Origin of the sequence: Psychrobacter sp. Pi2-52, from assembly GCF_904846705.1 — a bacterium.
In the GTDB taxonomy this organism is placed as follows: domain Bacteria; phylum Pseudomonadota; class Gammaproteobacteria; order Pseudomonadales; family Moraxellaceae; genus Psychrobacter.
The window spans coordinates 1-24,798 of the sequence record NZ_CAJHBS010000014.1 but is presented as its reverse complement, the minus strand read 5'-3'; the positions used below and the strand labels follow the sequence as shown (position 1 = coordinate 24,798).

Sequence of the window (24,798 nt, the reverse complement as noted above, 5' to 3'; positions counted from 1 at the left end):
TTCTGCTATACTAAAACCAGTCAATGCAACTTATAGAGCATTGGCTGTTTTTTTGATTCATAAAAATTGAGATAGTGATATAAAGCTCGATAATAACAAGAGGCTTCTATGCAAATTTACCTCGTAGGCGGTGCTGTACGCGATCGACTGCTCAAGCGTCCTATCAAGGACAAGGACTTCGTCGTCGTTGGCGCTACTGTGGCAGAGATGATTGATGCAGGGTTTCAACAAGTCGGTGCTGATTTTCCGGTGTTTTTGCATCCGACCAGTCATGAAGAGTATGCGTTGGCACGTACAGAGCGCAAGCAAGGCTCAGGCTACAAAGGCTTTAGCGTACATGCCAGCCCTGATGTTAGTCTAGAAGATGATTTGCGCCGTCGTGATTTAACCATCAACGCGATGGCAATCGAAGTTACCAGCTTAACTGACGACACCCCTATTGACGGACAAGTCATCGACTACTATGGTGGCCTACAAGACTTAAAAAGTAAGACATTGCGTCATGTGTCTAATGCTTTTAATGAAGACCCATTACGTGTACTTCGAACAGTGCGCTTCTATAGTCGTTACTACGATTTAGGGTTCACCATCGCGGATGACACTTTAACGCTGATGCGTCAATTGGTTGATACAGGAGAGCTGGCTCATTTAAGCGCCGAACGTATTTGGCAAGAATCGAGCCGTGCAACTATGCAGTTATCACCGCAAGTCTATTGGCAAAAACTGTTTGAAATTGGTGCGCTCATAGAGTATTTCGCGCCATTGCATCATGCTTGGGACAATATCCAAATAAGAGAAACAGCGCAGACAGCATTATATTTTGCAGGCCAAATGCGTCTAAACTTGTCACAGCGTTGGGCGCTACTAATGACTAGCCTGTCTTCATCATTATTTAATAGCGAAAACTCTGAGTCTACGTCTAACGTATCAACCGCTATAAAAAATATTAACGCTATCGGTAATAAAGCCAAAGTCCCCAAAGCACATACTCAGTTCGCAATTTTATTCGCTCAGCAAGCTGACAAACTAAGCACAATAAACAGTCTAAATGCGGCTGAAAAAATCGATCTAATCCAAGCCTGCGGTGCGCATAAGGAGCCTGACAAGCTCTCTCAACTGCTAGTGTGCAGTCATGTGTTACAGCTAGCAACACAGCATCGCCAAATGATGTTAGCACTAAACAGCTTTCACGCCATCGGTATGACTGACATTGCGCCAGACCTTAAAGGCCCGGCTATTGGTACAGCCTTACGACAAAGCAGGATTGAACACTTGCAAGCGCAACAATGATATAGACAAGCACCTTAGAGAAAAAAGTAGTATTGCTATGGACCAAGAAACTAATGCCTACCAAGCAGAAAATATCAATAACCAAGCGCCAGTGATGCTTGTCACAGGTAGTGCTAGGCGCATTGGTGCGGCTATTGTTAAAGCGGCTCATAGGCAAGGTTACCGCGTCATCATTCATTGTCACCGTAGTGAACAAGACGCTAATGACTTGGCTGACCATCTGAACGACATCCGTGCTAATAGTGCAAAAGTTATCGTTGCTGACTTGACAATAGTTAATGATAAAGCAGCTTTAGACAGCTTTGTTAAAAATATCGTAGAGGCGTTTGGACAGCTTGATGTATTGGTGCATAATGCTTCGCGGTTTTATCCTAGCCCGCTCGGTAGTATCAATCATGCACAGTGGGATGAGTTGCTTTTGACCAACGCGAAAGCCCCTTTATTACTGAGCCAAGCCCTATTACCTTATCTTAGGCAACAACAAGGCTGCATTATTAGCTTATTGGACATACACGCGCATGATAGACCGTTTAATAACTACACTGTCTACAACATGGCAAAGGCTGCACATCGGATGATGGTACAGTCGCTAGCGCTAGAGATGGCGCCAGAAGTGCGGGTTAATGGGGTGGCACCTGGGGTCAATATTTTACCTGACCCTACTAGCGACCAAGCTATTGATAACGAGCAGCAACAAAGTATTATCAATGCTATCCCCATGCGGCGCATAGGCCAACCTGATGAGGTTGCTCATAGCGTACTATATCTTGTTCAGGCAAATTATGTCACAGGAGAGATTATCACTGTGGATGGAGGCCGTAGTCTAACCATAGCTGGCGGTCACCTGTAATACAAAAATATGGCTCAATAAAAAATATCTTGATTACTGCCTATCTTTTACTTGAAAAATTAAAAAAATCAGGTATCATTGTGCGTCTAACGTTAGGGCCCATAGCTCAGTTGGTTAGAGCAGAGGACTCATAATCCTTTGGTCGTAGGTTCAAGTCCTACTGGGCCCACCACATTTCAGCTATATCATTTAGGACTTCCAAGAAATTGGAAGTTCTTTTTTTATAAATCGTAGTTTTTGCGAATTATAAAGTCATAAAAAAGACGCTAGCCTTTCGGGTTAGCGTCTTTTTATTTGGGTTAAGCGTTTAGAGTACTAATCACATATCAAAAATCTTACCACGGTTCATAATGTTATTTGGATCGAATACTTTTTTGACTTCTCGTAAATAATCAATCTCCGTCTCACTGCGGCTATAGTGCAGGTACGGCTTCTTCGTCATACCAACCCCATGCTCAGCAGACACTGAACCGCCATATTTCTGTACCGTCTCAAACACGTATTTATTGACGACCTGACACTCTGCAAAGAAATCATCCTTATTCATATTCTCAGGTTTTAAGATATTCAGATGCAAATTACCATCGCCGATATGACCGAACCAACAGACTTCAAAGTCAGGATAGTTGCTGCTAACAATATGATCAATCTCTTCGATAAAGGTCGGTACGTGACTTATTAGCACCGAGACATCGTTTTTATAAGGGGTAAATACTGAGATGGTCTCAGAGATATACTCACGTAGCTTCCATAACTCTTCAGCCTGTGTGAGGTTTTGACTCATCACCCCATCGATGACCCAACCTTGCTCCATACAGTGCTCAAATATGGCCATGGCTTTGTCCATAATTGGCTCATAAGGTGCTTCAAATTCTAATAGCGTATAGAACTTGGTACGTGATTCAAACGGTTCTTGTACTTGACCATGTGCCATCAGCTTATCAATAGCTACATCGTCAAAGAACTCGAATGCCGTCAAATCAATTTGCGCTTGAAAGGCAGAGAGTACGTTCATCACATCGTTAAAGCTGTCCATGCCAAGCACCATGACATTTAAGTCTTGTGGCTGACGTTCAAGTTTGATTTGCGCATGAGTAACAAGGCCAAGTGTGCCTTCACTACCGATGAACAATTGGCGCAGGTCATAACCGGTGGCATTCTTTACCATGCCGCGATTCAGCTGCAAGATATCGCCTTTACCCGTGACGACAGTCAGACCCATAATCCATTGACGGGTCATGCCGTAGCGGATGACTTTGATACCGCCAGCATTGGTACCAATGTTGCCGCCTATCTGACTAGAGCCTGCTGAGGCAAAGTCGACAGGGTAATATAAGTCTTTTGATTCAGCGAACGCTTGCAACTGCTGGGTGATGACACCGGCTTCGACTTCAACTATTCGATCAGCAGGATAAAACTGTCCGATCTGGTTCATTTTATCCATGCTAACGACTATCTCGCCATTAGCAGCGACTGCACCAGCAGACAGACCAGTACGACCGCCACTTGGGGTTAGAACGACGTTGTGCTCATTGGCAAGCAGGACGATAGTCTGTACTTGTTCAGTGGTCTTTGGAAAGACGATGGCAGCAGCAGCAGGGGCAAAGTGCTTGGTCCAGTCTTTGCCCCAATGCTCTAAGCTCTCAGCATCGGTTTTGATTTGGGTCGGTTCGAAATCATGATCTTGTTGCAACTTTTGTATGATAATATCAACCACCCCTTGTGAGAGGTCTGAAAAATTATTCACCGGATATATTCCCTACGATAGTAAATAAAAACGCATTAATAGCTGCCACTATTTTTGTCAATAGTGACACAGAGGTTGTGCTATTTTGAGCCGACCATACGTGTTTAACCCTTATGCCGACTTTTGTAAGGCAACAAAACAATCTTGCAGACTCTGAGCTTGGGTCGTCTCATACAAAGCCAATTCATCTTGAACGTGAGTACCCAGTGCTTTTTCAAACTCCTGCTGATTTGAATTTCCCTCATAGCTACTTTGTTTATCATCACGTAGATTCGACTGAAAAATTCCTGCCGCACTCACAGGTAAAAAATCTTCGTAAACAATAGGCTCAATACGTATCACGTTTTTTTCGATCAGCTCGATAATCGCAGATTTGGACTCCGCCATCTCCAAGCTCGTGAGCTGCAAGTCAGTATTGCTGTTATCCACGGGTTGATAATAAAAATACGCCAAGCCTTCGCTATGCAGCGTTTGATAGTCATCAGGGAATGCAGCAAATGTCGCCTCTAAAATCTGATAATACTGTGAGGCATTGGCTTCATTTGGGGTCACCCCTAGCTGGTTACGAGCGTCACTCAGCAGTTTGTCATATAGTGCTCGACCCTTTGGCGTCAATGCCACGCCGCGCTGCTCAATTTCACCAAAGCGTGCCGTATGTTGGCCTTGCTCATGGCTATTTTGTCCTGCATCGGCCAACGTATTCTTAAAGCGAACCGCCTCCTCTAGTGCCTTAAAGCTCGTTTGTCTTAACAAAATCGGGCAATGTCGTTTTGGTGGCCCTTCGATGATCGCTTTTGGCGGTATCCCTCTTGCTTGCATACTGTGCTGTACAGAATCGATATCCAAGGTTCGAGGTGTTAGATGGTTGATATGTGGGCCTTTAAACCCGACCACATCAGCGATGAGACCATGTTGTTGCAACAGTTTTTCATACAGCGCTTTTGACACAGGGGTACTGTCATGCCAGCGAAACGTTTCTAGTGCCTCAACGACGAACTGCTGGCCTGCTTGCTTGCTCAAACCACCTTGCGCTTCAAAAGACTCGATAAGCTCGATGACAGTATCAGTAAAAATATTGCGGCGAGCCAATGCTGCTACGGCCTCTTCTTTGAGCGTTTCATCACCAATGAGATCTAAACGTAATAATGACGTAAACACTCGAAAGGGGCTTTTACTCAATGACGCTGCATCAGTCGCTCGAAATGCGGTGGAGTGTACGGGCACACCAGCTGGGGCCAAATCATAATAGCCCACAGGATACATACCCATCACTGCAAACAATCGACGCATCATACTAAGCTCAGCAGCAGTACCCACTCTAATGGCACCGTGGCGCTCCATACTGAGCCTATCCATTTCGCCAGTATGCTCAAGCTGCGCTTTAAGATCAGGTTGAGCAGCTAAAACCTTGGTGTTCACGTCAGTGACCAAATCAATAAGATCGCCATATAACGGCACTTCTGCTTGATACATCGCTGACATGGACATAGAAAACCGATGGCGAATATCATCGCTACTCATAAAATCACTACTCATAAAACTGTTGTTATTCATAGATATTTATCCTTTTTATAGTTACTGAGAAAGCCTATTGCTGGTAACTCATTAATTAGTAATTTGTGCTTAAGACCAGTCAGCTGGGTTTTGATCAGGAATCGTACGTAATACGTCTCTTAAAATATCAAGGCCAGTTTGTAGCGTTTCAGGCTCAGTGGTCAGCGGTGGTAACAATCGAATGATATGACGGTGCTTGCCACTTGGCATGAGCAGTAAGCCTCGCTTTCGTGCTTGGGTTAGTACGTGAGCCATCACACTAGGATGAGAGCCATACTCCGCATGACGCAGCTCAATACCGCGCATCGCCCCAATACCTGTGAGACCATACAGCCAAGGGGAAATGCCTTCTGCCTGCCATTGCGCGATACTTGTTTCAATCACTTGCGCATAGTGCTTAGCAGATGCCCATATCTCATCCTCTTGCATGATGTCTATCGTGGCATTTGCCGCTGCACACGCCACTGGGTTACCAGAATATGTACCGCCCAAACTGCCTTTAGGCAAGCCATTTATCACACTGGCCTTGCCTACAACCGCACCTAAGGGCAAGCCGCCTGCGATACTTTTGCCCAGCAGTATCATATCTGGCTCAATGCCCAAATGTGAAAAGGCAAAAGGTGAACCAGTACGCCCATAGCCTGATTGGATCTCATCCATAATCAGCAAGATACCGTGCTCATCACAAAAGGCGCGCAGGTACTGAGCAAAAGAGCGCGACATTAATTGAAACCCGCCCTCCCCTTGTATGGGCTCTGCGATAATCGCCCCAATATTATTGATGTCAGTTTCTACTTCAAACAAACGATTTAATGCATCGATTGCCTGTTGGTCGCTCACCTCATTATCTGGACTAGGGAAAGGAATGTGATAGACACTGCCGGCTAACGGCCCCAATCCTCGCTTGTAAGGAGCAACTTTACCATTCAAGTTGACAGCAGCAAGTGTCCGTCCATGGAACCCACCATCAAACGCAATGACACCGACGCGCTGGGTTTTGAGACGGGCAATTTTTATGGCGTTTTCTGTGGCTTCCGCACCAGAATTGGTGAGCATGCCCGAGAGCTCACCACTGATAGGAATGAGCTCGCACAATCGTGGCATGAAGGTTTGATAGGGAGTGTGAGCAGCTGCATTGTAAGCATAATGAATGAGCGATTGGGTTTGATTGATAATGGCCGTCACGATGTGAGGGTGGCAATGTCCGAAGTTCAAGACGCCAATACCACCCACAAAATCAATATAGCATTGGTCGTTATTATCCCAAACTTTTGCATTTTTACCTTTGGTTACGGTGATGGGATGCACCATCGTAAAAGCATCAGTGACGTTGTATAGCTTATCCATTAAGAGTCTCTTATCTTCCTTAAATGTGACCCTCATTTCAGCAAAACCTGATGCGCTCAGCAAACGAATAATAGTTGTGCTTTCATTCCTTTTCGTCATTGTGGTAAAAAATCAAAGCTAAAACAGGAAAGACCTAAGCACAAACATATATTCAATCAAAGTCTTATGAAGCCTTTCAACAAATTCCAATTAAATGCACTTGCACTGATTACTATCGATTAGCGGTAAATATTTATCTGACCAACAAGCACGATTCGTTTTTTGACGGTTCAATATGCCCTAAGTTTCAAGATAAGCAGATATCCAATTTATAATAATTTTTATTCTGTGTGATTCACCAAGTGATAATGGATAGGTCATATAATAAGACCCTCTGCCTTTTGCAGCATAATCCCATGCGGTGACCAGCGCCCCTGACTGCAGCTCACGCTCTACCAAGCGTAGCGGTACCAGCGCGAGACCATACCCCAATAATGCCGCTGATATACATGCCTGAAACGTATCAAAACGTGGGCCAATGAACGTCGTGTTAACACTGATATCCTGTTGATCAAAATACTCATGCCATGCATTTAAGCGCGAGTTGAGGTGCAATAAGGTACAATTAGCGACAGTGCTCGTGAAGGGTTTTTCGTCTTTTAAATAATCAGGATGACAGACAGCCACACTGTATTCATCAAACAGCTTAATCGCTTCCATGCCACCCCAAATACCCGTACCATACAAAAACGCGATATCGACATTTTGGTCTTCAGAGAAAAACGGTCCAACCTGTTCTTTGATTTCTACATTTATTAAAGGATGCGCCTCATTGAACCCACTCAACGCAGGAATGAGCCAGCGTGAACAAAACGTTGGGTGCGAGACAATTCTCAACACCTCAGTATTATCACTGTGCGACACTAAATTGGTCGTTGCCATCTCGATATGTTTTAGTATATCTAGCACATCCAGATAATACATCTTGCCAGCAGGCGTCAATGAGATTTTTTGCGGTGTTCGATAAAACAGAGCAATATTTAGCACTTCCTCTAGCTGCGCAACTTGCTTACTGATGGCGCTTTGAGTCATGTGCATCTCTTGCGCGGCATTGGTAAAACTTAAGTGTCTAGCCGCTGTCTCAAAACATTGTAAAGCTTTGGTGGAAGGATATTTTCTAAAATCTAGCGAACTGTTGGTATCCGTTTTCATAACTTATTTTTAAATCCAAAATAGTAATTGTGGTTAGGGTCTGCTGGTATAATCCTGCCTCGCTTGCTGTGTACAAAACACTCCAAAGGCTGTAAAACCTATCCCAACCATCCTGTATCCGCTTTAAATTGATCGACTATATATCAAGTAAAGCGCCTAAGCATTCGCTAAAAATAGGCGCACATTCCTCCCTTAGCAAGAAAAAAAGGAATGCTCGCCATAATTTAATTCGCTTGTTTCAGTGATTGTTGGTGTTTAGTATCCTTACCTTAAGGAAAAATTCTAATATCACATGTCTGAAAGCTGACAGCATCCGTATCAAGCCAAAGCGTTTGAATCATACAGGACTGGACAATGGAATGTCTAAAATCAAAATATTCTCTTGCCCATCTCGACATATCCTTCTAAAGGTCAGTAACAGATATTGTAAATAACAGGAGATAGTAATGGGAATAATTTGGCGTTGGTATACCAGTATGTCATTCATGGTAAAAATGACGGGCGGCTTTTTAATAGGTATCTTTTTGGCACTGGTACTGGGCGAGCACAGTAGTTTTCTATCACCGCTTGGGACTCTGTTTTTAAACTTATTAAAGATGGTCGTGATACCTCTTGTCCTTTTTTCTTTGATGGTCGCCGTCAATCACTCCAACCCTAAAGAGCTCGGTCGCATAGGGCTAAAAATATTCCCCTTTTATATTGTCTCGACTAGTATTGCTGTGGTCGTTGGTATTATTTTGGCAAAAATGACCAATCCTGGTGCAGGGTTTTCGTTGCCCACCGCCGTCACTATGGACGCCCCTGCCCGCCCATCTTTCATTGATACCTTACTGAACATGGTACCCAGTAATATTTTTCATGCTTTTGCTCAAGGTGATATTCTCGCGGTCGTATTTGTCGCTGTTATCTCTGGATTGGCTATTTTGTTCATGCGCCATTCAGCAGACGAAAAGCAACAAGAAATGGGCAATTTTTTATTCAGACTGCTCGAAGCTTGCAACGAAGTCGTCTCTAAAATACTAAACGGCATTCTATTATATGCACCGATTGGCGTATTGGGCATCACTGCTAATACCTTTGGTACACAAGGATTGGATGTTGTTATTGCGCTAGGAAAATTCATTGGTACATCATACCTTGGCGTCATCATACTGGTGGGTGTTGTGTTCCCAATCATGTTGAAACTGTTTGGCGTAAAAGTCATTCAATTCTATAAAAACATCAAAGAAGCGGCCTTTACTTCATTTGTGACCAGCAGTAGTCTGAGCACGCTACCGATTACCATTAAATGTGCAGAAAAAGCAGGTATTGGTGAGCGTGTCGCCAAGCTGACATTGCCTATTGGCGCAACCGTAAATATGAATGGGACGGCATTACGTTTCGGTGTCGCTGTCATCTTTGCAGCAGAAATCATGGGGATGTCGCTATCGGTACCTGAATTGGCCACTATTGTCATCATTGGCACCATGGCCGCGATTGGTACGGCTGGCGTCCCAGGTGCTGGATTAATCGGTATGTCTATTGTCTTTACCCAAGCAGGACTGCCCATCGAAATCGTTGCACTCACTGCAGGTATCAATATCTTGGTCGATATGATCTTCACCTTTGGCAATGTCGTTGGTGACTTAGTGGGTGCCAAAATAGTAGACCAAACCGAGAAAAGAAGTTTCTTCGAAAACCTCTCTGGTGATAAAGTTATAAATCAAACGGACAGTCCAAACTTGGTCACTACCGATACTTAAAATAAAGACATAAAAAACCCTTCACGCTAACTTTTCATAGCCTGAAGGGTTTTTTAATGCGTGGCGCTTTTTAGTAATCGACGGTATAGCTTAGGCCATAAGTTGTACCTGAGGCAGGTAAACGGTTCAGATCACCATACGTGGTTTGATGATAGACCGTTAGATAATCTTTATTAAGCAAGTTATAAACGCCATAATCTACTCGGCCGACTGGCATATTTACTTGCCCTAATACATCAAGGGTCATATAACCAGTGACAGGTAAGGCACTAGAGTCAGGGTCTTGTTGTTGGTCTTTAAAGGCTTTATCATCCCCACCGATTGCCAATGCTTGTAGACGAATATTGCTGCCTTCATCGAAATTATACTGAGCAAATGCCGTACCTTTTAGCGGTGTTAGACGTACTGCATCTAGCTCTAGCCAATCGCCATCTTTGTCATACTGACCACGAGTGTACGCCACACTACCGCCTACTTGCCATTTATCACTGATATCATGACTAAGCGACCCTTCTACCCCATAAACACGCTCATCGGTATCGACAACTTCTACGGTATAGCTGTCAGTAAAGCGCACGACTTTGTCTGATTCGTTATAAAAACCACTCAAGCGTGCTGCGGTATCGCCATGTTTGCCTTGCCAGCCAAACTCGTAATTATTGGTTGCAATCGGTTGAACATTGTCTGAATTAACCACGAAACCGGCACGCACATCACGCAGTGCTCGCTGTATATCTGCAGTGTCAAGACCTTGTGAAAAATTGGCAAACAACTGATCTTTCGGTGTTATCTGATAGCTGGTACCAAGATTGAAAAGTACTTTGTCATGGTCGGTGTTGCCTTTTTCTACGTCGCCTGCTTGATAGTCAATACCATAAGCTGCGCTTGTCCCACTGATAGCAGGGCTATTAAAATACTCTTCAAGCAGTTGCTCATAGATAGGCGTAAAGGCATCAGTCTCAGATTTTAGCTTTTGGTAACGCACACCAGCGCTAGTATGCCACTTGTCGGTTAGATCTACATCTGCATTGACAAAAGCACCCCATTTATCGATAGTGGTATCTGGTCCACCATTGTAGGTCAGCCCATTGGTTTGGGCGCTTAAACCATTGCTAGCAAGGAACGTATTTAGGTCTTGACCATAGTAAGTTTGCTCACTGTTTTCGCGCTCGAAATCAGCACCATAGCTAAGTAGAGTCTTTTTGCCTGCGACTTCCGTCTCGGTTTGCATGGCGGCACGTAAGCCCATTACTTCGATGTCAGCTTCTGACTGAGTGACGACGACAGCCCCGCCCAATAATTCTTCTAGCGTACTCTTATCGGTAAGACCATTAGCTACCCAGACTTTGCCCGCTTGTTTAGGGAAATCTTTACCAGAAGGATAAAAACGGCCTTTCTCATCTCTATAATAGCCTGTCAAGCTTAAGCTAGACCCTGAGCCTACAAAGTCATCATCGCTATAGCTTAAATTTACTGAGCTTTTTTCGGTATATGGCTCATTTTCTACGTTGGCACCATCAATGGCTTTTAAAGACGGTGGTGCATCCTTAGGTTTTAACAAAACCTGTAAATTATCACCATAATCCGGGCCATAGTCGGTGTTTTGCTCATCTTTATAGTAAGTCACTGCAAGATCAAGACGTTGGCTGTCAGTGAGCTCTACACCCAAGCTACCATTTACACTTAGCGATTCGGTATCTTGCTGGTCAGTTTGGTTGGCATCTGGGCTGATTCGATTGCCTTTGCTATCAAACTTGCCGCCTTTATTATCATAATCAACATCTAATCGACCATACACTCGCTCGCCGCCATATCCTAAGGTTTGTCCTACATGATAACCCAATGAGTCTGACTCAAAACCACGACTGCTACTGACACCGACTCTAGTCTGTCTGATAGGGCCATAACCTACCAAAGATTTGGTCACAAGGTTAATCAGGCCACCTGCTGCACCAGCACCGTAAATACTGGTGGCACCTGAGAGTACCTCTACCCGCTCAAGCTGCGCAGGATCGATACTATTTAGCTCGCGTGAAAGACTGCGTGAGCTGCTTAAAGGCACACCATTCAACAAGAACTGTACAGGACGTCCGTGCATGGTCGTACCATAGTTACTGGTAGAGCCACTACTGGCACCCAGACTCGGTATCAACTGTGCCAAGATATCACCAGTAGTACGGTCACCCGTTGCCTGCATCTGAATCTCATTTTCAGTAATTACTTGGGTGACTGCTGGCATCTCACTAATTTTCTGTGCCAGCGCCGTGCCCGTTCTGGCTTTGGCCGTGACATTGATAGTGTCTAAAGTCACATTAGGCGTCTCGTTAGACACAGTACTTGAAGCCATTTCCGCTGATGTCTGCGCATCTAATAAGGCATCCGTTTCATTGATATTGTTTTGTGCATATAATTGCTGACTAATACAGAGGGTAAGAACAGATAGAGCAATTTGATGATGGCTTTTCATAATTATTTCACTTAGGTTATTTCACTTAGTTGGATAAATAAACAGTGGTATGAGTAATATTTAGCTAATAATACTGTGTGTACTAACTTTGTGAATCGTATTGTAAATGATAATCGTTTTTATTTATATATGTATTTACACTTTGGTAGTAAGCGTTTATTTGTACTGTTTTCAGATATGGTTGACTATTTGAACTCTGATAATTTCATTAATCACTGAATAGTTTATCTAGCTCGTTATTACGATAGACCTCAAGAAACCGCTGAAACTTTACCTCATCTTCTTTATGCTTCTTTTGACAATCTGATAATAGCTGCTATGCTACATCACAGATAATATAAATACACCATCACTATCCATAATGGCAATATCGCCTGAACGAATAATCGCTATCTGCTCACCGAAGCGATAGCAAATATTGGGTGCTAGCGTGCCTTGTGTTTAGTTACTCTTGCACATAGTCACAGCGCTGATACCCTGCATAAATACAGGGAAACCTAACTTACTTTTATCCAGTGGGTGAAAAGGACAATTCATTAATGATGCCCACTGTTCTGCGGCGATTAATGCCTAGTGCCAAAAATCAATGATATTTCCGTCTTGATAAGTTAAATTAAACCCCGATAGGGGGTATTCGTTTATGGGGATCGTGGTAATTTGCAGGCAGAAGGAAGTGTGAACAATAGCATCAACGCGATTATCACCAGTATTTCTTGGATAGCGCTTGCTATGCCAACATCACTACCTGCGGCTAGTAGCTGCGCGCTTCGACTGCCTATATAAAGGGTGGACAGCGTGATAAATATAGTAGAGATGATACGGCGACTGATGTTATTAAGGGCGGCTCCCTCAGTGACCGCGTCTTTGGGTAAGCTGCTAAAACCAACGGTAGTGGTCGGCAGATACGCCAAACCTACCCCAATACCTCGCACACTCATAATTAGCATTAATAGCCAAAGCGTAGGCTGATACAAGCACCATGCGAGCATCAAAGTAGACAGCGCACTAATCGTGATACCCGCCATACCAATCCCTCGGGCACCGCGTTTGTCTACCCGCTTGCCAGCGTAATGCGTGGTGATACTGGCCACGAGCGTCGCGACCATCAGGACAACACCTGTCCATAAGGCATTCTCGCCCATCACGTCTTGGATTAACACGGGCAATAGCAAGAGACACAACATCAAACCGACTGTTTGGCTAATGCTAATGATATTACTGTGCAAATAGGTCTTATTGTTAAACAAGCGCACGTTCAATAACGGATGACGCTGACGCCGCTCATATGCCCACCAAACCATCGCAGACAGTAGAAATCCAATAGATAATAAACCCAACGTGGCTATCTTTAATAATCCGTCACTGCTGAGTAGCCCGCCAGTGAAATCTATTTTCAGCGTGCTCAGCCAAACCATCATCGCAAGCAGCCAAACAAGCAAACTGATAAACCCGATGATATCGAAAGGGGTTTCTTGATCATGTGAGCGCATGTCAGGTATTAGCCGCCATACCATCGCCATGACCGCCACACTAAGTGGCAACGTAATGGCAAACAGTGTCCACCACGCAAACTGCTCAACCAAGTAAGCACCGACCAAAGGGCCAAACGCTAATGACATCATAATAACAATGCCCCATAGCGCCATTACTCTGCCGTGCTGCTGCTGCGGATAAATCTGATACAGCATACCAATAGACAGCGGGATAATCAGACCGCCACTCAGTCCTTGTATAGCCCTAGCAATAATGACAAAGCTCATACTAGACGCCAGCATGCCAATAACTGAGCCCAACATAAATCCAAAAATTGCCGCCAAATAAACATGCTTAAAAGGAAACTTTTTGTTTAAGTAGCCACTCAGCATCAGCCCCACACTCATGGCCAAGACATAAGCATTTAGCACCCAGCCGCCCATCACAATGTCGACATCAAACACCAACATAAAAACAGGAATGGCTGGGTTAAGCGCACTATTACTAAAGCTGACCACCGTACCGCCGAGCAGTAGTGTCAGTAACACCTGCTGTACCTGTTTGTCGGTAAAGCCATTACCACTACTATTCGAGGCTTCGTTTATAGGCGACTCATTGGTAGATGCCTTATTTATAGGGGCGTTGCTCATTAAGCAGCGGCACCATAAAATTGGGTGATGGTCGGCATGACTTGCTCCTAGTTATTATTTGGCTAGCCTGACGAGCACGTCATCCAATCTTGCTGAAATTTAGCATCATTATTCTTATCAAAATGCTGATCAAATAAGGTTAGATAAGCCTCTGCTGAATGAAGTCAAAATTGTCGGCTATTCAATGCTTGCAGACATGAGCTATCTATTTGCTGAGGCTGGCACCTTACGAATGAGCCATAAGAAATATCCACCACCGATAATGGCAGCAATCGTGCCCGCAGGCAGCTCATAAGGGAAAATAACATAACGGCCAATCCAATCCGCTATCACCATTACCCCTGCCCCTAAAAGTGCAGCTAGTGGCAATTGTCGTTCAAGCTTCACAGCTCCCAGTGAAGTAGCCAAATGCGGCACCATCAAACCAATAAAGCTCAATGGGCCAACGGCAAGCGTGCTGGCCGTACTAAGTGCTGCTACTAATGCCAATAACGACAAAGTCACTGGCGTAACCGCCACACCCAAATTACGCGCCACACCTGTACCTAGCCCAAGAACTCGCAAAGGCTTAATCAGCAATAGACTGAGTACGAATAAGATAGCGGCAATGCCAATGAGATACCATACTGTACTAGGCTGAGCGCTATAAGTCGTCCCTGAAAGAAAGCTGAGCATCGCTTCTAGACGCGGATCTCCTGAGAGCTTGACCATATGCATCACCCCATCCATCATGGCGGCAATGCCTATACCTACCAATAATAAATAACCTGAGCTGACCCTGCGTGCTAGCCAAATAATCAATAGCAGCACGGCCATCGCCCCTGACAGTCCTGAAACCAGCAACGTTCCTGCTCCTGCAGATAGTCCTAAACTTGGCAGTAATAAAAACCCTAAAATAACCCCAAGTGCCGCGCCTGAACTGACCCCCAGCACCTCAGGACTGGCCATGGGGTTACGCGTTAAAGTTTGCAGTAGCACACCGGCGACCGCCAACATCAAGCCTGTGGCCGCAGCGCTCAAACTGCGAGGTAAGCGGTACTGCTGCGTAAGCGCCCAGTCCGTACTTAACCCCCAACCATTGATATCTTGTACAAATAAACAGGCAAACATGATAATAGCGAGCACGCCAACGCCCCATCGCCAAAAGGCAATGGATGTATGCTTACCTGCAAGCATCGGTGTCACTGTCTCTATCCGCTCGCGACGCTGACGCAAAATTAGCCAAATAATCAGCGGTGCACCCAAGATACCTGTCATGGCACCAGCTGGAATCTGCATATCAAGTAACGGCTCAAGCAGTAACGCGACATTACTGGTCAACAACAACAGCAGCGCCCCCAACCCAAAAGCAGTAGCCAAACGCTTACCAATAGCAGAAATACCTAGCGCATTGACCAAACTTGCCGCACCAAGACCAATGAATCCAATCAAGCCAACTTCACTAATCACTAAAGCAGTCACAATTGCCACAATCAACACAACAAGTGCGCGAATCCCATTAATAGGTACACCCAGACGTTTTGCCTGCGTGTCATCTAGACTCATCAGCGTTAATGGTTTTAGTAATGGCAGACATACGACCGCCATCAAAATAGCCGTGATGACTAGCGCGATACTGGTATGCCAGCTATTTTGTGTCAAAAACCCAGCCGCCCATGACAGCATGCCATTACTACGTTCAGCAAAAAACAGCACCAGTACATTAGCCACTGCGGCCAGCAGAATATTTACCACCAAACCGGCCAATATCAAAATTAATGGATTAAATCGACTGGGTGCTGATAAGGCAAACACCAGACCCATACTAATGATAGCTCCTACAAAGGCTACATAAAGTCCGCCATAAATGGCCAAGCTCGGCAAAAACAACGTGACGATGAGCATAGCCAACTGCGCACCAACGCCCACCCCTAGCGTCGTATCGGATGCTAAAGGGTTTTTTACCAATTGCTGTAGCAAGATACTGACCACGCCTAATAGCCCGCCAGCCAACAACGCCACTACGCTGGTTGCCACTATATGTAGCTGTATCGCCATACTGGCAATATCTAATTGCGAGCTTGGTATAAGCAAGTCACGAAGTGGACGCGTCCATTGCTGTTCTATCAGTGCCCAGCTACTCCATAATGACAAAGCCGCTAATCCGATGAGCATGGCCCATAGTCGCCAAGACAAATTGGCAAACAAGGAAGTTTGAGAATTGGGTTGGTTCGGTGGCTGATTCAGTGGTGATGATGACTGTTTCAATGATTGCGACGATGATAACGTTGATGAAGGTTTTGAAACCGTTGCTACTTGAGAGGCTAATGTCATCGTATGAGCACTGTCGTTATGAGAACTGTCGGTGTGGTTATTGATATGATTGTTTTGGTTGTTGTGAGTATCTGCATTGGCGCTCATAGTACGTCCCCGCCTTTTAATGAAACTTCTGACAAGTTGTTTGCTAAGCTAACCAATGACGACATCCCACCATAAATCCATACTGGTGGTAGCTCGCCCACACAGCGGGTATTACCATAACCCAGGCGCTGCCAAATCAAGCTGTCATCAATTTCAGCTCTAGTAATTGGGCTTAGTGGATCGATAATTAATAGACAAGTCTCATCATCTAATTGCGCCAAATCTCCCATTCGTATCGGCACAAACCCCCACTGATTGCCCTTGCCCAATACCACAAGCTCTCTGTCCATCTGCTCTAGCGCAGGCTGAAATAAACTATTTGCCACATACATACGCATGTTATTGGCATCTGCAAACTGTACCACTGCGAATTTCTTGGCTTTTGGATAACGCTGCTGAAATTGCTGACTGGCCAGCTGTATATCTTTCTGACTTTGTACAATATAGTCCTCAGCCATCTTCGGATTATCAATCAGTACGCCAAGCTCCCGCGTCGGCTCGGTATAGTCAGCCCACGTTGCTGTCTCTCCTTTTGCCGCAGACATTACAGATTCCGCAGGCACATCGCCATATAAATTGCGTGCATGCTCATAAAAATAATTATCTATGACCATATCGACAGGCAGTTGAGCGATTAGCTCAGCGTTGGGCTGATAGCGGATGCCTAAGTCTGTTATCGATGTTGGCAGTTTAGGGCTACCCACCCATCTGTCCCAAACCCTAACATCCCCTGTCGCAATTGGTGCATGCCCCATCGCTGTCAAAGTCGCTGCATTACCCCAATCGGGAGAGATAATATTCATCCTATCGCTATGACTGTTTTCTGCTTCTGAGGTAGTGGATGTTTGACTATTACAGGCGGTCAATACCAAGCACAATGCGAGGGCGAACCATTTCAATATTGTCATTACTGATACTGGCGTAACTAGTGGATGTTTCGATAATTTATCTGTATAAAAAACGGGAGGCATAGAAGCGTATCTTTGTAGGCGAATTAAAAAGAAGGAGCAGAAACCAGACGTTAAGCGACTGCGACAGGCTGTCCAGTAATAGGATGACTGAGCAACTGCATATCGACATTAAAGATATCGTGTAGCACGGTAGGTTGCATGGTACTGGCGATATCGCCGTTGTGACATATTTGGCCATTTTTCAGCGCGATGACTCGATCGGCATATTGCGCAGCCAAATTAATATCATGAATAATAATTACCACGCTTAATCCTTGTTCATCCACCAAACGACGAATGAGCTGAATGACCTCGATTTGATAGTGCATATCAAGTGCAGCAAGTGGCTCATCGAGCAATAAGTAACGGGTATCCTGTGCCAGACACATCGCAAGCCACGCACGAGCGCGCTCACCACCAGATAGCGTGGCAGTAATTCGATCAGCAAACGCTTCGGTTTGAGTCACTTTTAATGCTTGCGCGACTTTGTCTTTATCTGTTTGAGTTGGCTTTTGCAGCCATTTTTGATGGGGATAGCGCCCTAGCATGACCAGTTCACGCACCGTGAATCCAGCAGCTTCTGGCAATTGCTGCGGCAGATATGCCATTTGCCGCGCTAACTCCTTACTGCCGTAGTCATTGATACTGTGCTCATCTAATGTGACGTTGCCGCTACTACTTGCCATCTCACCTGCTAGCGCTTTGATCAAGGTCGACTTGCCAGACCCATTATGCCCAACCAAAGCCACCAGCTGATTAGTATCAATCTCACAAGTCACGTTGTCTAATAGAGTATTTCCTTGACGGCTGATAGTCAGCTGGTTTGCACGTAGCATATAAGCACTCATTGTTGATAAAAATAATATGTCATAAAAATGATGGTTCATCGGCCATCGGTTGTAGACCAATTTTTGACGATCAAACCACAATAAAAATTGATTTTACTCGTAAATGATAACAAAAACAATTATCATTAACTATAAACTCATTCACTTTAATTTCAACGCTCTGTTGATTGCGAGTATTTATATGACTAATCTTCTTTTAGCTCCTACAGAAAACACCGATAACCAGAACAGCCAATACACTTCCCTAAACGATCCTGAAATAGCAAGTGTGGTCGCTCATATTAATGAAGAGCACCTCGACGAACTGCTTGGATTTTTGAGTGCATTTACCTCATTATCTACCGCCGAATCGGATCTGGTCGATGCCCAAATAACTGATATTTATGCTGAAGGTATTGCCATACAGACTTGTCCAAAAGGCGTAGAGAATCAATCAACTGACGCTCAAAATAACTCGCTTCATAACCAGTCTTTCTTTATCGCTTTTGCTGCACCTATCTCCCAGCTTGATGATTTGCAAGCCCAATATATCTTGCTAAAACAAAGAGCAGATAAAAAGCTAGGCAAAAAAACAATCAAACTGACCAAGCAAGTATTTGATGTGCAAAGTAGTTGTAGAGTCAGCAAAAATATGCTGCGCCTTGAATTGAGCATGCCGTCATTAAATGATGCTAAGGGCGCAAAAAACTCGACGTTAGTACCTACCAACGAAGCGGGTTACGCTTACTTGTTTGATTTAGAGCACAATGCAATGACCGACGCATTGATGACTGACAGCACTGATGGCAATAAAGCTAGTGACTATAAAACTAATGATAGCGAAAAGGAAAACGTACGCCCTGCTCGTCCTCACTGCTATTACACTTTGAGAAAAGCATGGCAAGCTGATAATGGAATACGAGCTTGGGTCGATGTTTTTTTGCATGGGAATACACCGGGCGGCAACTGGGCAGCAGCACTACAAGCAGGCGAGACCGTCGTTACAAAACGAGAGTTTCCAGAAAAGGTAGAGCACTTACGAGACGGTCAAGCGGTACTGATTGTCGATGAGACATCAATGCCAACGGCAGCACGATTGCTAGAGCTATGGAAAAACCCTACGCCACCATTGGTCATTTGTGTGACGCAAGATGCAGGCGATCAAAGTTATTTTGATACGGTAAAAATGCGCAGCGGCATTGATAACATTGGTAATGACAACAGCAATACTGACAGTGACACTAATAATGATTGCGAAACTGAAAGCCGCAAGGATGATCATTTTACCGTATTGTCTATAGTAACCAATCAACCAAACTTAGGAGCAGAGTTAGCCACGCTAATCGACAGTAAATTGGGTAATTATTTGACTGACAACCCTCTACAGATTGATAAAGTTTGGGGAGCGCTAGAAGCGAATACTGCCAAAGCATTGCGTCCATTACTGAAAGACCGACTTGAGCTTAGTCGTACAGATGTTGTGGTAAAGGTATATTGGCGTCACGATTAGTTTAGCTCTATAAGATGAAACTCAAAACCTATCCTATATCAAAACTTATCCTATATATAGTGGATGCTACTGGCGCATCCACTATTAATGTTTGCAGCAACGAATGCATGTAGGGTATAGTTTTCATTTTGAACGTTTAATCAACATAGACTATAGTTAGATAGCTTTATCGCTAGGATTACCAGTGATAGTCGAGTAGCACTTAGAGACTCATTTTTAATAGACTGTCTAACACCTGTGCCAGAATGCACTGTTATTTTTCTAACCCAAGGATGATGTATGAAAAAACTTAGGACACCTGACTCGTGTTTTGCTAACTTGCAAGATTACGATTTTGAACCGAACTATTTGATGGTCGATGATACAGAAGGTGGCGAGCTGCGCGTACACTACCTTGATGAAGGTCCAAGCGACGCTGATCCTATCTTATTATTACATGGTGAGCCTTCTTGGTCTTATCTGTACCGCAAAGTCATTCCCATACTAACAGCAGCAGGACACCGTGTTATCGCGCCAGACCTTCCTGGGTTTGGACGTTCAGACAAACCTGCATCGCGTACTGACTACACTTATCAGCGCCATGTCGATTGGATGCAATCGGTGCTTGATCAATTAGATTTAAAAAATATAACACTGTTTTGTCAAGATTGGGGCGGTTTAATCGGTCTACGTTTAGTAGCAGCGCATCCTGATAAATTCGATCGCGTCGCAGCAGGCAATACGATGCTACCGACTGGGGATCACGATCCGGGCGAAGGCTTTCGCAAGTGGCAGAAGTTCTCTCAGGAGACGCCGCAGTTCAATGTAGCAGGCACCATCAAAAGCGGTACCACAACGACATTGTCTCAAGCCGTACTGGATGCTTACGATGCACCCTTCCCTTATGAGTCTTATAAAGAAGGCGCCAGACAGTTTCCTATCCTAGTGCCCACGACACCGGATGATCCTGCTTCAGAAGACAATCGTGCAGCTTGGGTCGTGCTGAGCAAATGGAGCAAGCCGTTTATCACATTGTTTAGTGATTCCGACCCCGTAACTGGTGGCGGCGATCGCATCATGCAAAAGCTGATTCCGGGTACCAAAGGCCAAAATCATACGACTATCACTAATGGCGGTCATTTCCTGCAAGAAGACCAAGGCGAAACATTGGCTGAGCTTCTACTAAAGTTCATCAATGACAATCCAAAAGCACAGTAATAGATAACAAAAACCCTGATTGCTAATGTACTAGCCATCAGGGTTTTTAGTAATACTATAATGATTGGTCAATGATAAAGTGCGCGAGCTGTTAAAACCAAATCATTGGTATTTAATCAAGTAGCATCTTATAAAAAGCAACAGCGTGATCGACACTAAAAAATCTGGTTTTTATCCAGCCCTGCTATACGATATTTTTAAAAATATCATCGATATATTTCTCTACTGCATCATTGTCGTTAGTGACCTGCGCATAAGTCCTGAGACCTATAATTTGAATTTGGAAATAACGCGCCAGCTCAACTGGGTCTTTTTCTGCGCTAATTTCACCGCTATCAATGGCTTGTCCAAAGAGCACGGCAAATGACGCCTCTATACCTTCTAAGATATTCGTTGCATGTGCGAGCAAATCTGGACTATCGTTTTGAGTAAGCTCAGCGACTGTTTTGACGATCATGCACATACCACTAGGCGCAGTGGCGCTATTACAGACAATCACCATATGGATAAAATGTTTTAAGCCATCCAACACTGTGTCTTTTTGCTCAATACAGTCGGCCAATCTCTTGGCACCATCTGCGGCATAGCGATTCAGCGATTCTGTAAATAGTTTATCTTTACTACCAAAAGCTGCATAAATACTACCTGGGTGCATATTTACCACATCTTGCAAATTGCGCATTGATGTCGCGTGATAGCCTTTTTCCCAATAGAGATTTTTTGCTTTTTCGATCACATCCTCACGATTAAACTTTATCGGAGCACTCATAATTTTCACCTTAATATCTTTGCCATGAACTATCCACTACCTTACTTATAGGTAGAGGTTTCTTAGGTAACGCTCTTACTTAATACACTATTCTGTATCAGCGGTTAAGCGAATTTACTAAGCTAACCCTATCGCACCGACAGTTTTTGATTGTTTAACCAATATCAATCCTTGATTTAAGATATTGATGCTGGCATTGATGTCTCGATCATGGGTCTGCAGACACCTTGGGCAGTCCCATAATCTATCGCTGAGTTTAAGGTCATCTTTGCCAAGGACATAATCACAGCCTGAGCATGTTTTAGATGACGGGTACCATTGGTCTATTCTCACAAGCGCTTTGTCATACCATTCTGCTTTATAAGCAAGCATAATTGTAAAGACTAACCATGAACTATCGTTAATAGCTTTGGCAAGCTTTCTGTTTTTAACCATCCCTTTAATGTTCAAGTCCTCTATAGCAATGACATCGTGGTTTTTGATGATATTGAATGAGAGTTTATGTAGAAAATCAAGACGCTGGTTGGTTATTTTTTCGTAAATCTTCGCGACTTTAGCTTTTTGCTTTTGATAATTACGACTGTCTGACAGCTTACGCTGCTGAGCTTTAGCAACCTCTCTACGTTTGGCTAAAATCTTTTGCTCACGCGCAAGCTTGTCTTTCAGCTTCGATAGAAACCTAGGATTAGCAACTTTAGTACTGTCTGATAAGACAATAAAGTTGGTCAATCCTAAATCAATGCCTATATTAGAATAAGTCTTTGGTAGCGGCTCAACTACTGTTTCAACCAATAGGCTGACAAAGTACTTACCAGATGGGGTTGCGCTGATAGTGGCACTTTTAATAAGCCCATTAATGCGGCGATGTATTTTTGCTTTGATATGACCAATTTTGGGGAGTTTGACACTGTTATATGTGAGTGCAACCGTCCCTTTTTGGTTATTAGTGGTGTAGCTGTCTTTGATACCTTTTTTCTTGAATTTAGGGAAGCCTGTGCCTTGTTCGAAAAACTTTTTATAGGCGCTGCGAAGGTTCTGCTGCACGTTAGCTAACGCTAAGCTATCTACTTCTTTGAGCCATTCAAACTCTTTTTTATACTGAGCAGGGGTGTTGTTTAGAATCGTTTTATTTGCTTTATAATGATTAACCTTATCAGACAACATCTTATTCCAAATAAAGCGGGTACATCCAAATGATTTAGCAAAGAATACTTGCTGTTCGTCATTTGGATATAATCTCACTTTATAAGCTTTTAAGATTTGTTTGGGCATAAGGTATGATAACATCCTAAGCTATACTAAAAAATAATGATATACTCATCCCTCTACTTTAAAGGTAGAGGAATTCTGCACATAGTCATTAAAATCTATTTTAAGGCAAAGTTTGTAGAATCAACCTTAGTTACTGGTTTTAATCACTTTTTATATTATAAAACTTATTAAGTCTCTTTGCTTCGATTAACTGTTTTTATCAAAGTTTTGCGGATAAAGCGCGCGTGCAGCAACGTCATCAAACTCAGTTTTGAAATCAATACCTTTAGGAATGTCACGGGCTTTTTGTATCGCTGGACGAGCATTAATGCTATCAAACCAGCGCTTTAGATTCGGATAATTATCCAAGCCGCCTTCGCCTAGCACAACTGTCGCCTTATCAATCCAGCCCCAAGTAGAAATATCAGCGATTGAGTAGCTATCACCAACCATATATTCACGGCCTTCTAGATGTGTATCTAGCACTTCATAATGACGCTCAGCTTCACGAAGGTAGCGATTAATCGCATATGGGATTTTTTCTGGCGCTTTATGTCTAAAGTGAACAGACTGACCAGAAAAAGGGCCCAATCCAGATGCTACAAACATTAGCCACGACAACATCTCGCTACGATCTTCTGGCTGTCCTGCCAGCTTGCCTGTTTTTTCAGAAAGATACATCAAGATAGCTGTAGAATCAAACACGCGTTTGCCATCATCTTCTAGCGCAGGCGTTTTGCCGTTTGGGTTGATAGCACGGTACTCAGCTGTATGCTGCTCACCTTTTAGCGTATCTACTGCTACAAGCTCATAAGGCAGCCCAGTTTCTTCAAGAAACAATGCTACTTTCATTGGGTTTGGCGTTTGATGAAAATAAAATTTAAGCATAACTTTATCCTATTATATGAAGACAGTCGTCTGATGACCATCAAATCTAGTGACTATATTAATGACTATAAAAGCTGTAATGAGATAACAACAATAGACGTCGAAATTTGAAGCACATTTTTATTGTCTGATATACACTATAACCACAAATGAACGGTCGTTCAAGTAATGTTATATATTGATATAATAAATACAGTATCGATATAACTCTGTTCGTATATAGACTCTTTTACCAACAGTCATCCTCACAACTTGTCTAACCATCCCACCAATTCAAAGGATTAGAAATGACTACATTAACCGTCATCGCCCATATAACAGCAAAGGACGAGAGCATCGCTCTCGTAAAAGCTGAGCTCGAAAGACTCATACCAGCTACTCGCAGCGAAGAAGGCTGTATTCGTTATGATTTGTTCCAAGATAATGAAAAACCCACTCACTTTATGTTGCATGAAAGCTGGACTACGCGCGAGCTATGGCAAATCCATATGGAAAACCAACACTTAAAAGACTTCTCTGCCGCAACAGAAGGCGCGGTTGAATCATTCGTTCTACATGAGATGACTGAAGTTCATTAATCTCGATTCATTCAATCATTTCAATAAGCTTTGCCCGTAATACTAGGGCATGTCTTCAATTGGATAAGCCCTAAATAATAGTTACAATACCGCATCTATTGAGTCGATGCGAGAAAT

At 43.8% G+C, this 24,798-nt stretch carries 18 protein-coding genes and 1 tRNA gene; 7 read left to right on the top strand and 12 right to left on the bottom strand.

What is annotated here, in order from left to right:
• Nucleotides 1-108: 108 nt before the first annotated feature.
• From JMY00_RS08735 to JMY00_RS08725, 3 genes are all read left to right on the top strand, one after another.
• Nucleotides 109-1,290 (top strand): tRNA nucleotidyltransferase, encoded by a 1,182-nt coding sequence (locus JMY00_RS08735; protein ID WP_201579882.1) that lies wholly within the window; start codon nt 109-111, stop codon nt 1,288-1,290.
• A gap of 37 nt (nt 1,291-1,327) precedes the next feature.
• A complete protein-coding gene (locus JMY00_RS08730) occupies nt 1,328-2,140 on the top strand; it encodes a pteridine reductase (protein WP_165598014.1) in 813 nt (270 codons plus the stop codon).
• 95 nt (nt 2,141-2,235) lie between these two features.
• Nucleotides 2,236-2,312, top strand: a tRNA-Ile gene (locus JMY00_RS08725).
• A gap of 147 nt (nt 2,313-2,459) precedes the next feature.
• Here the strand turns inward: JMY00_RS08725 and JMY00_RS08720 are convergent.
• The 4 genes from JMY00_RS08720 to JMY00_RS08705 form a co-directional block, all read right to left on the bottom strand.
• Entirely contained in the window at nt 2,460-3,857 is a 1,398-nt protein-coding gene (locus tag JMY00_RS08720) for an FAD-binding oxidoreductase (RefSeq protein WP_240990711.1), read from the bottom strand.
• A 141-nt stretch (nt 3,858-3,998) separates the two neighbouring features.
• Complete coding sequence (locus JMY00_RS08715; protein WP_201579880.1) at nt 3,999-5,441, bottom strand: VOC family protein; 1,443 nt, start codon at nt 5,439-5,441, stop codon at nt 3,999-4,001.
• Nucleotides 5,442-5,510: 69 nt separating this feature from the next.
• Entirely contained in the window at nt 5,511-6,788 is a 1,278-nt protein-coding gene (locus JMY00_RS08710) for an aspartate aminotransferase family protein (RefSeq protein ID WP_201579879.1), read from the bottom strand.
• 279 nt (nt 6,789-7,067) lie between these two features.
• Nucleotides 7,068-7,979, bottom strand: a complete 912-nt coding sequence (locus JMY00_RS08705) for a LysR substrate-binding domain-containing protein (protein WP_060491243.1) — start codon at nt 7,977-7,979, stop codon at nt 7,068-7,070.
• A 446-nt stretch (nt 7,980-8,425) separates the two neighbouring features.
• Here JMY00_RS08705 and JMY00_RS08700 point away from each other — a divergent pair, with 446 nt between their 5' ends.
• Nucleotides 8,426-9,721: a dicarboxylate/amino acid:cation symporter gene (locus JMY00_RS08700; protein ID WP_240990709.1), complete on the top strand. Its 1,296-nt coding sequence runs from the start codon at nt 8,426-8,428 to the stop codon at nt 9,719-9,721.
• A gap of 70 nt (nt 9,722-9,791) precedes the next feature.
• Here the strand turns inward: JMY00_RS08700 and JMY00_RS08695 are convergent, their stop codons facing one another.
• From JMY00_RS08695 to JMY00_RS08675, 5 genes are all read right to left on the bottom strand, one after another.
• A complete protein-coding gene (locus JMY00_RS08695) occupies nt 9,792-12,188 on the bottom strand; it encodes a TonB-dependent receptor (protein ID WP_201579878.1) in 2,397 nt (798 codons plus the stop codon).
• Between the two features lie 638 nt (nt 12,189-12,826).
• Nucleotides 12,827-14,311 carry an MFS transporter gene (locus tag JMY00_RS08690; protein WP_201579877.1) on the bottom strand — a complete coding sequence of 495 codons (1,485 nt, stop codon included), beginning with the start codon at nt 14,309-14,311 and terminating at the stop codon, nt 12,827-12,829.
• Nucleotides 14,312-14,512: 201 nt separating this feature from the next.
• Nucleotides 14,513-16,711: a Fe(3+)-hydroxamate ABC transporter permease FhuB gene (fhuB, locus tag JMY00_RS08685; protein ID WP_201579876.1), complete on the bottom strand. Its 2,199-nt coding sequence runs from the start codon at nt 16,709-16,711 to the stop codon at nt 14,513-14,515.
• On the bottom strand, nt 16,708-17,682 hold the full coding sequence (locus JMY00_RS08680) for an ABC transporter substrate-binding protein (protein WP_201579875.1): 975 nt from the start codon (nt 17,680-17,682) through the stop codon (nt 16,708-16,710). The genes fhuB and JMY00_RS08680 overlap by 4 nt, the downstream gene beginning before the upstream one ends.
• Before the next feature lie 50 nt (nt 17,683-17,732).
• On the bottom strand, nt 17,733-18,497 hold the full coding sequence (locus JMY00_RS08675) for an ABC transporter ATP-binding protein (protein WP_201579874.1): 765 nt from the start codon (nt 18,495-18,497) through the stop codon (nt 17,733-17,735).
• Between the two features lie 193 nt (nt 18,498-18,690).
• Here JMY00_RS08675 and JMY00_RS08670 point away from each other — a divergent pair, with 193 nt between their 5' ends.
• Both JMY00_RS08670 and JMY00_RS08665 read left to right on the top strand, forming a co-directional pair.
• Nucleotides 18,691-19,998: an SIP domain-containing protein gene (locus JMY00_RS08670; protein ID WP_201579873.1), complete on the top strand. Its 1,308-nt coding sequence runs from the start codon at nt 18,691-18,693 to the stop codon at nt 19,996-19,998.
• 279 nt (nt 19,999-20,277) lie between these two features.
• Nucleotides 20,278-21,195, top strand: a complete 918-nt coding sequence (locus JMY00_RS08665; RefSeq protein WP_201579872.1) for a haloalkane dehalogenase — start codon at nt 20,278-20,280, stop codon at nt 21,193-21,195.
• Nucleotides 21,196-21,379: 184 nt separating this feature from the next.
• Here JMY00_RS08665 and JMY00_RS08660 read toward each other — a convergent pair whose 3' ends face one another.
• The 3 genes from JMY00_RS08660 to JMY00_RS08650 all read right to left on the bottom strand — a co-directional run bounded on the left by JMY00_RS08660 (nt 21,380) and on the right by JMY00_RS08650 (nt 24,103).
• Nucleotides 21,380-21,964 (bottom strand): TetR/AcrR family transcriptional regulator, encoded by a 585-nt coding sequence (locus JMY00_RS08660; RefSeq protein ID WP_201579871.1) that lies wholly within the window; start codon nt 21,962-21,964, stop codon nt 21,380-21,382.
• Between the two features lie 117 nt (nt 21,965-22,081).
• Complete coding sequence (gene tnpB, locus JMY00_RS08655; protein WP_201579870.1) at nt 22,082-23,236, bottom strand: IS200/IS605 family element RNA-guided endonuclease TnpB; 1,155 nt, start codon at nt 23,234-23,236, stop codon at nt 22,082-22,084.
• 186 nt (nt 23,237-23,422) lie between these two features.
• The gene (locus tag JMY00_RS08650) at nt 23,423-24,103 is read right to left on the bottom strand and encodes a glutathione S-transferase N-terminal domain-containing protein (protein WP_201579869.1); all 681 of its coding nucleotides are present in this window, start codon (nt 24,101-24,103) and stop codon (nt 23,423-23,425) included.
• Between the two features lie 287 nt (nt 24,104-24,390).
• On the opposite strand from JMY00_RS08650, the gene JMY00_RS08645 reads away from it, so the two are divergent.
• Nucleotides 24,391-24,681 (top strand): putative quinol monooxygenase, encoded by a 291-nt coding sequence (locus tag JMY00_RS08645; protein ID WP_201579868.1) that lies wholly within the window; start codon nt 24,391-24,393, stop codon nt 24,679-24,681.
• Nucleotides 24,682-24,798 lie beyond the last annotated feature (117 nt).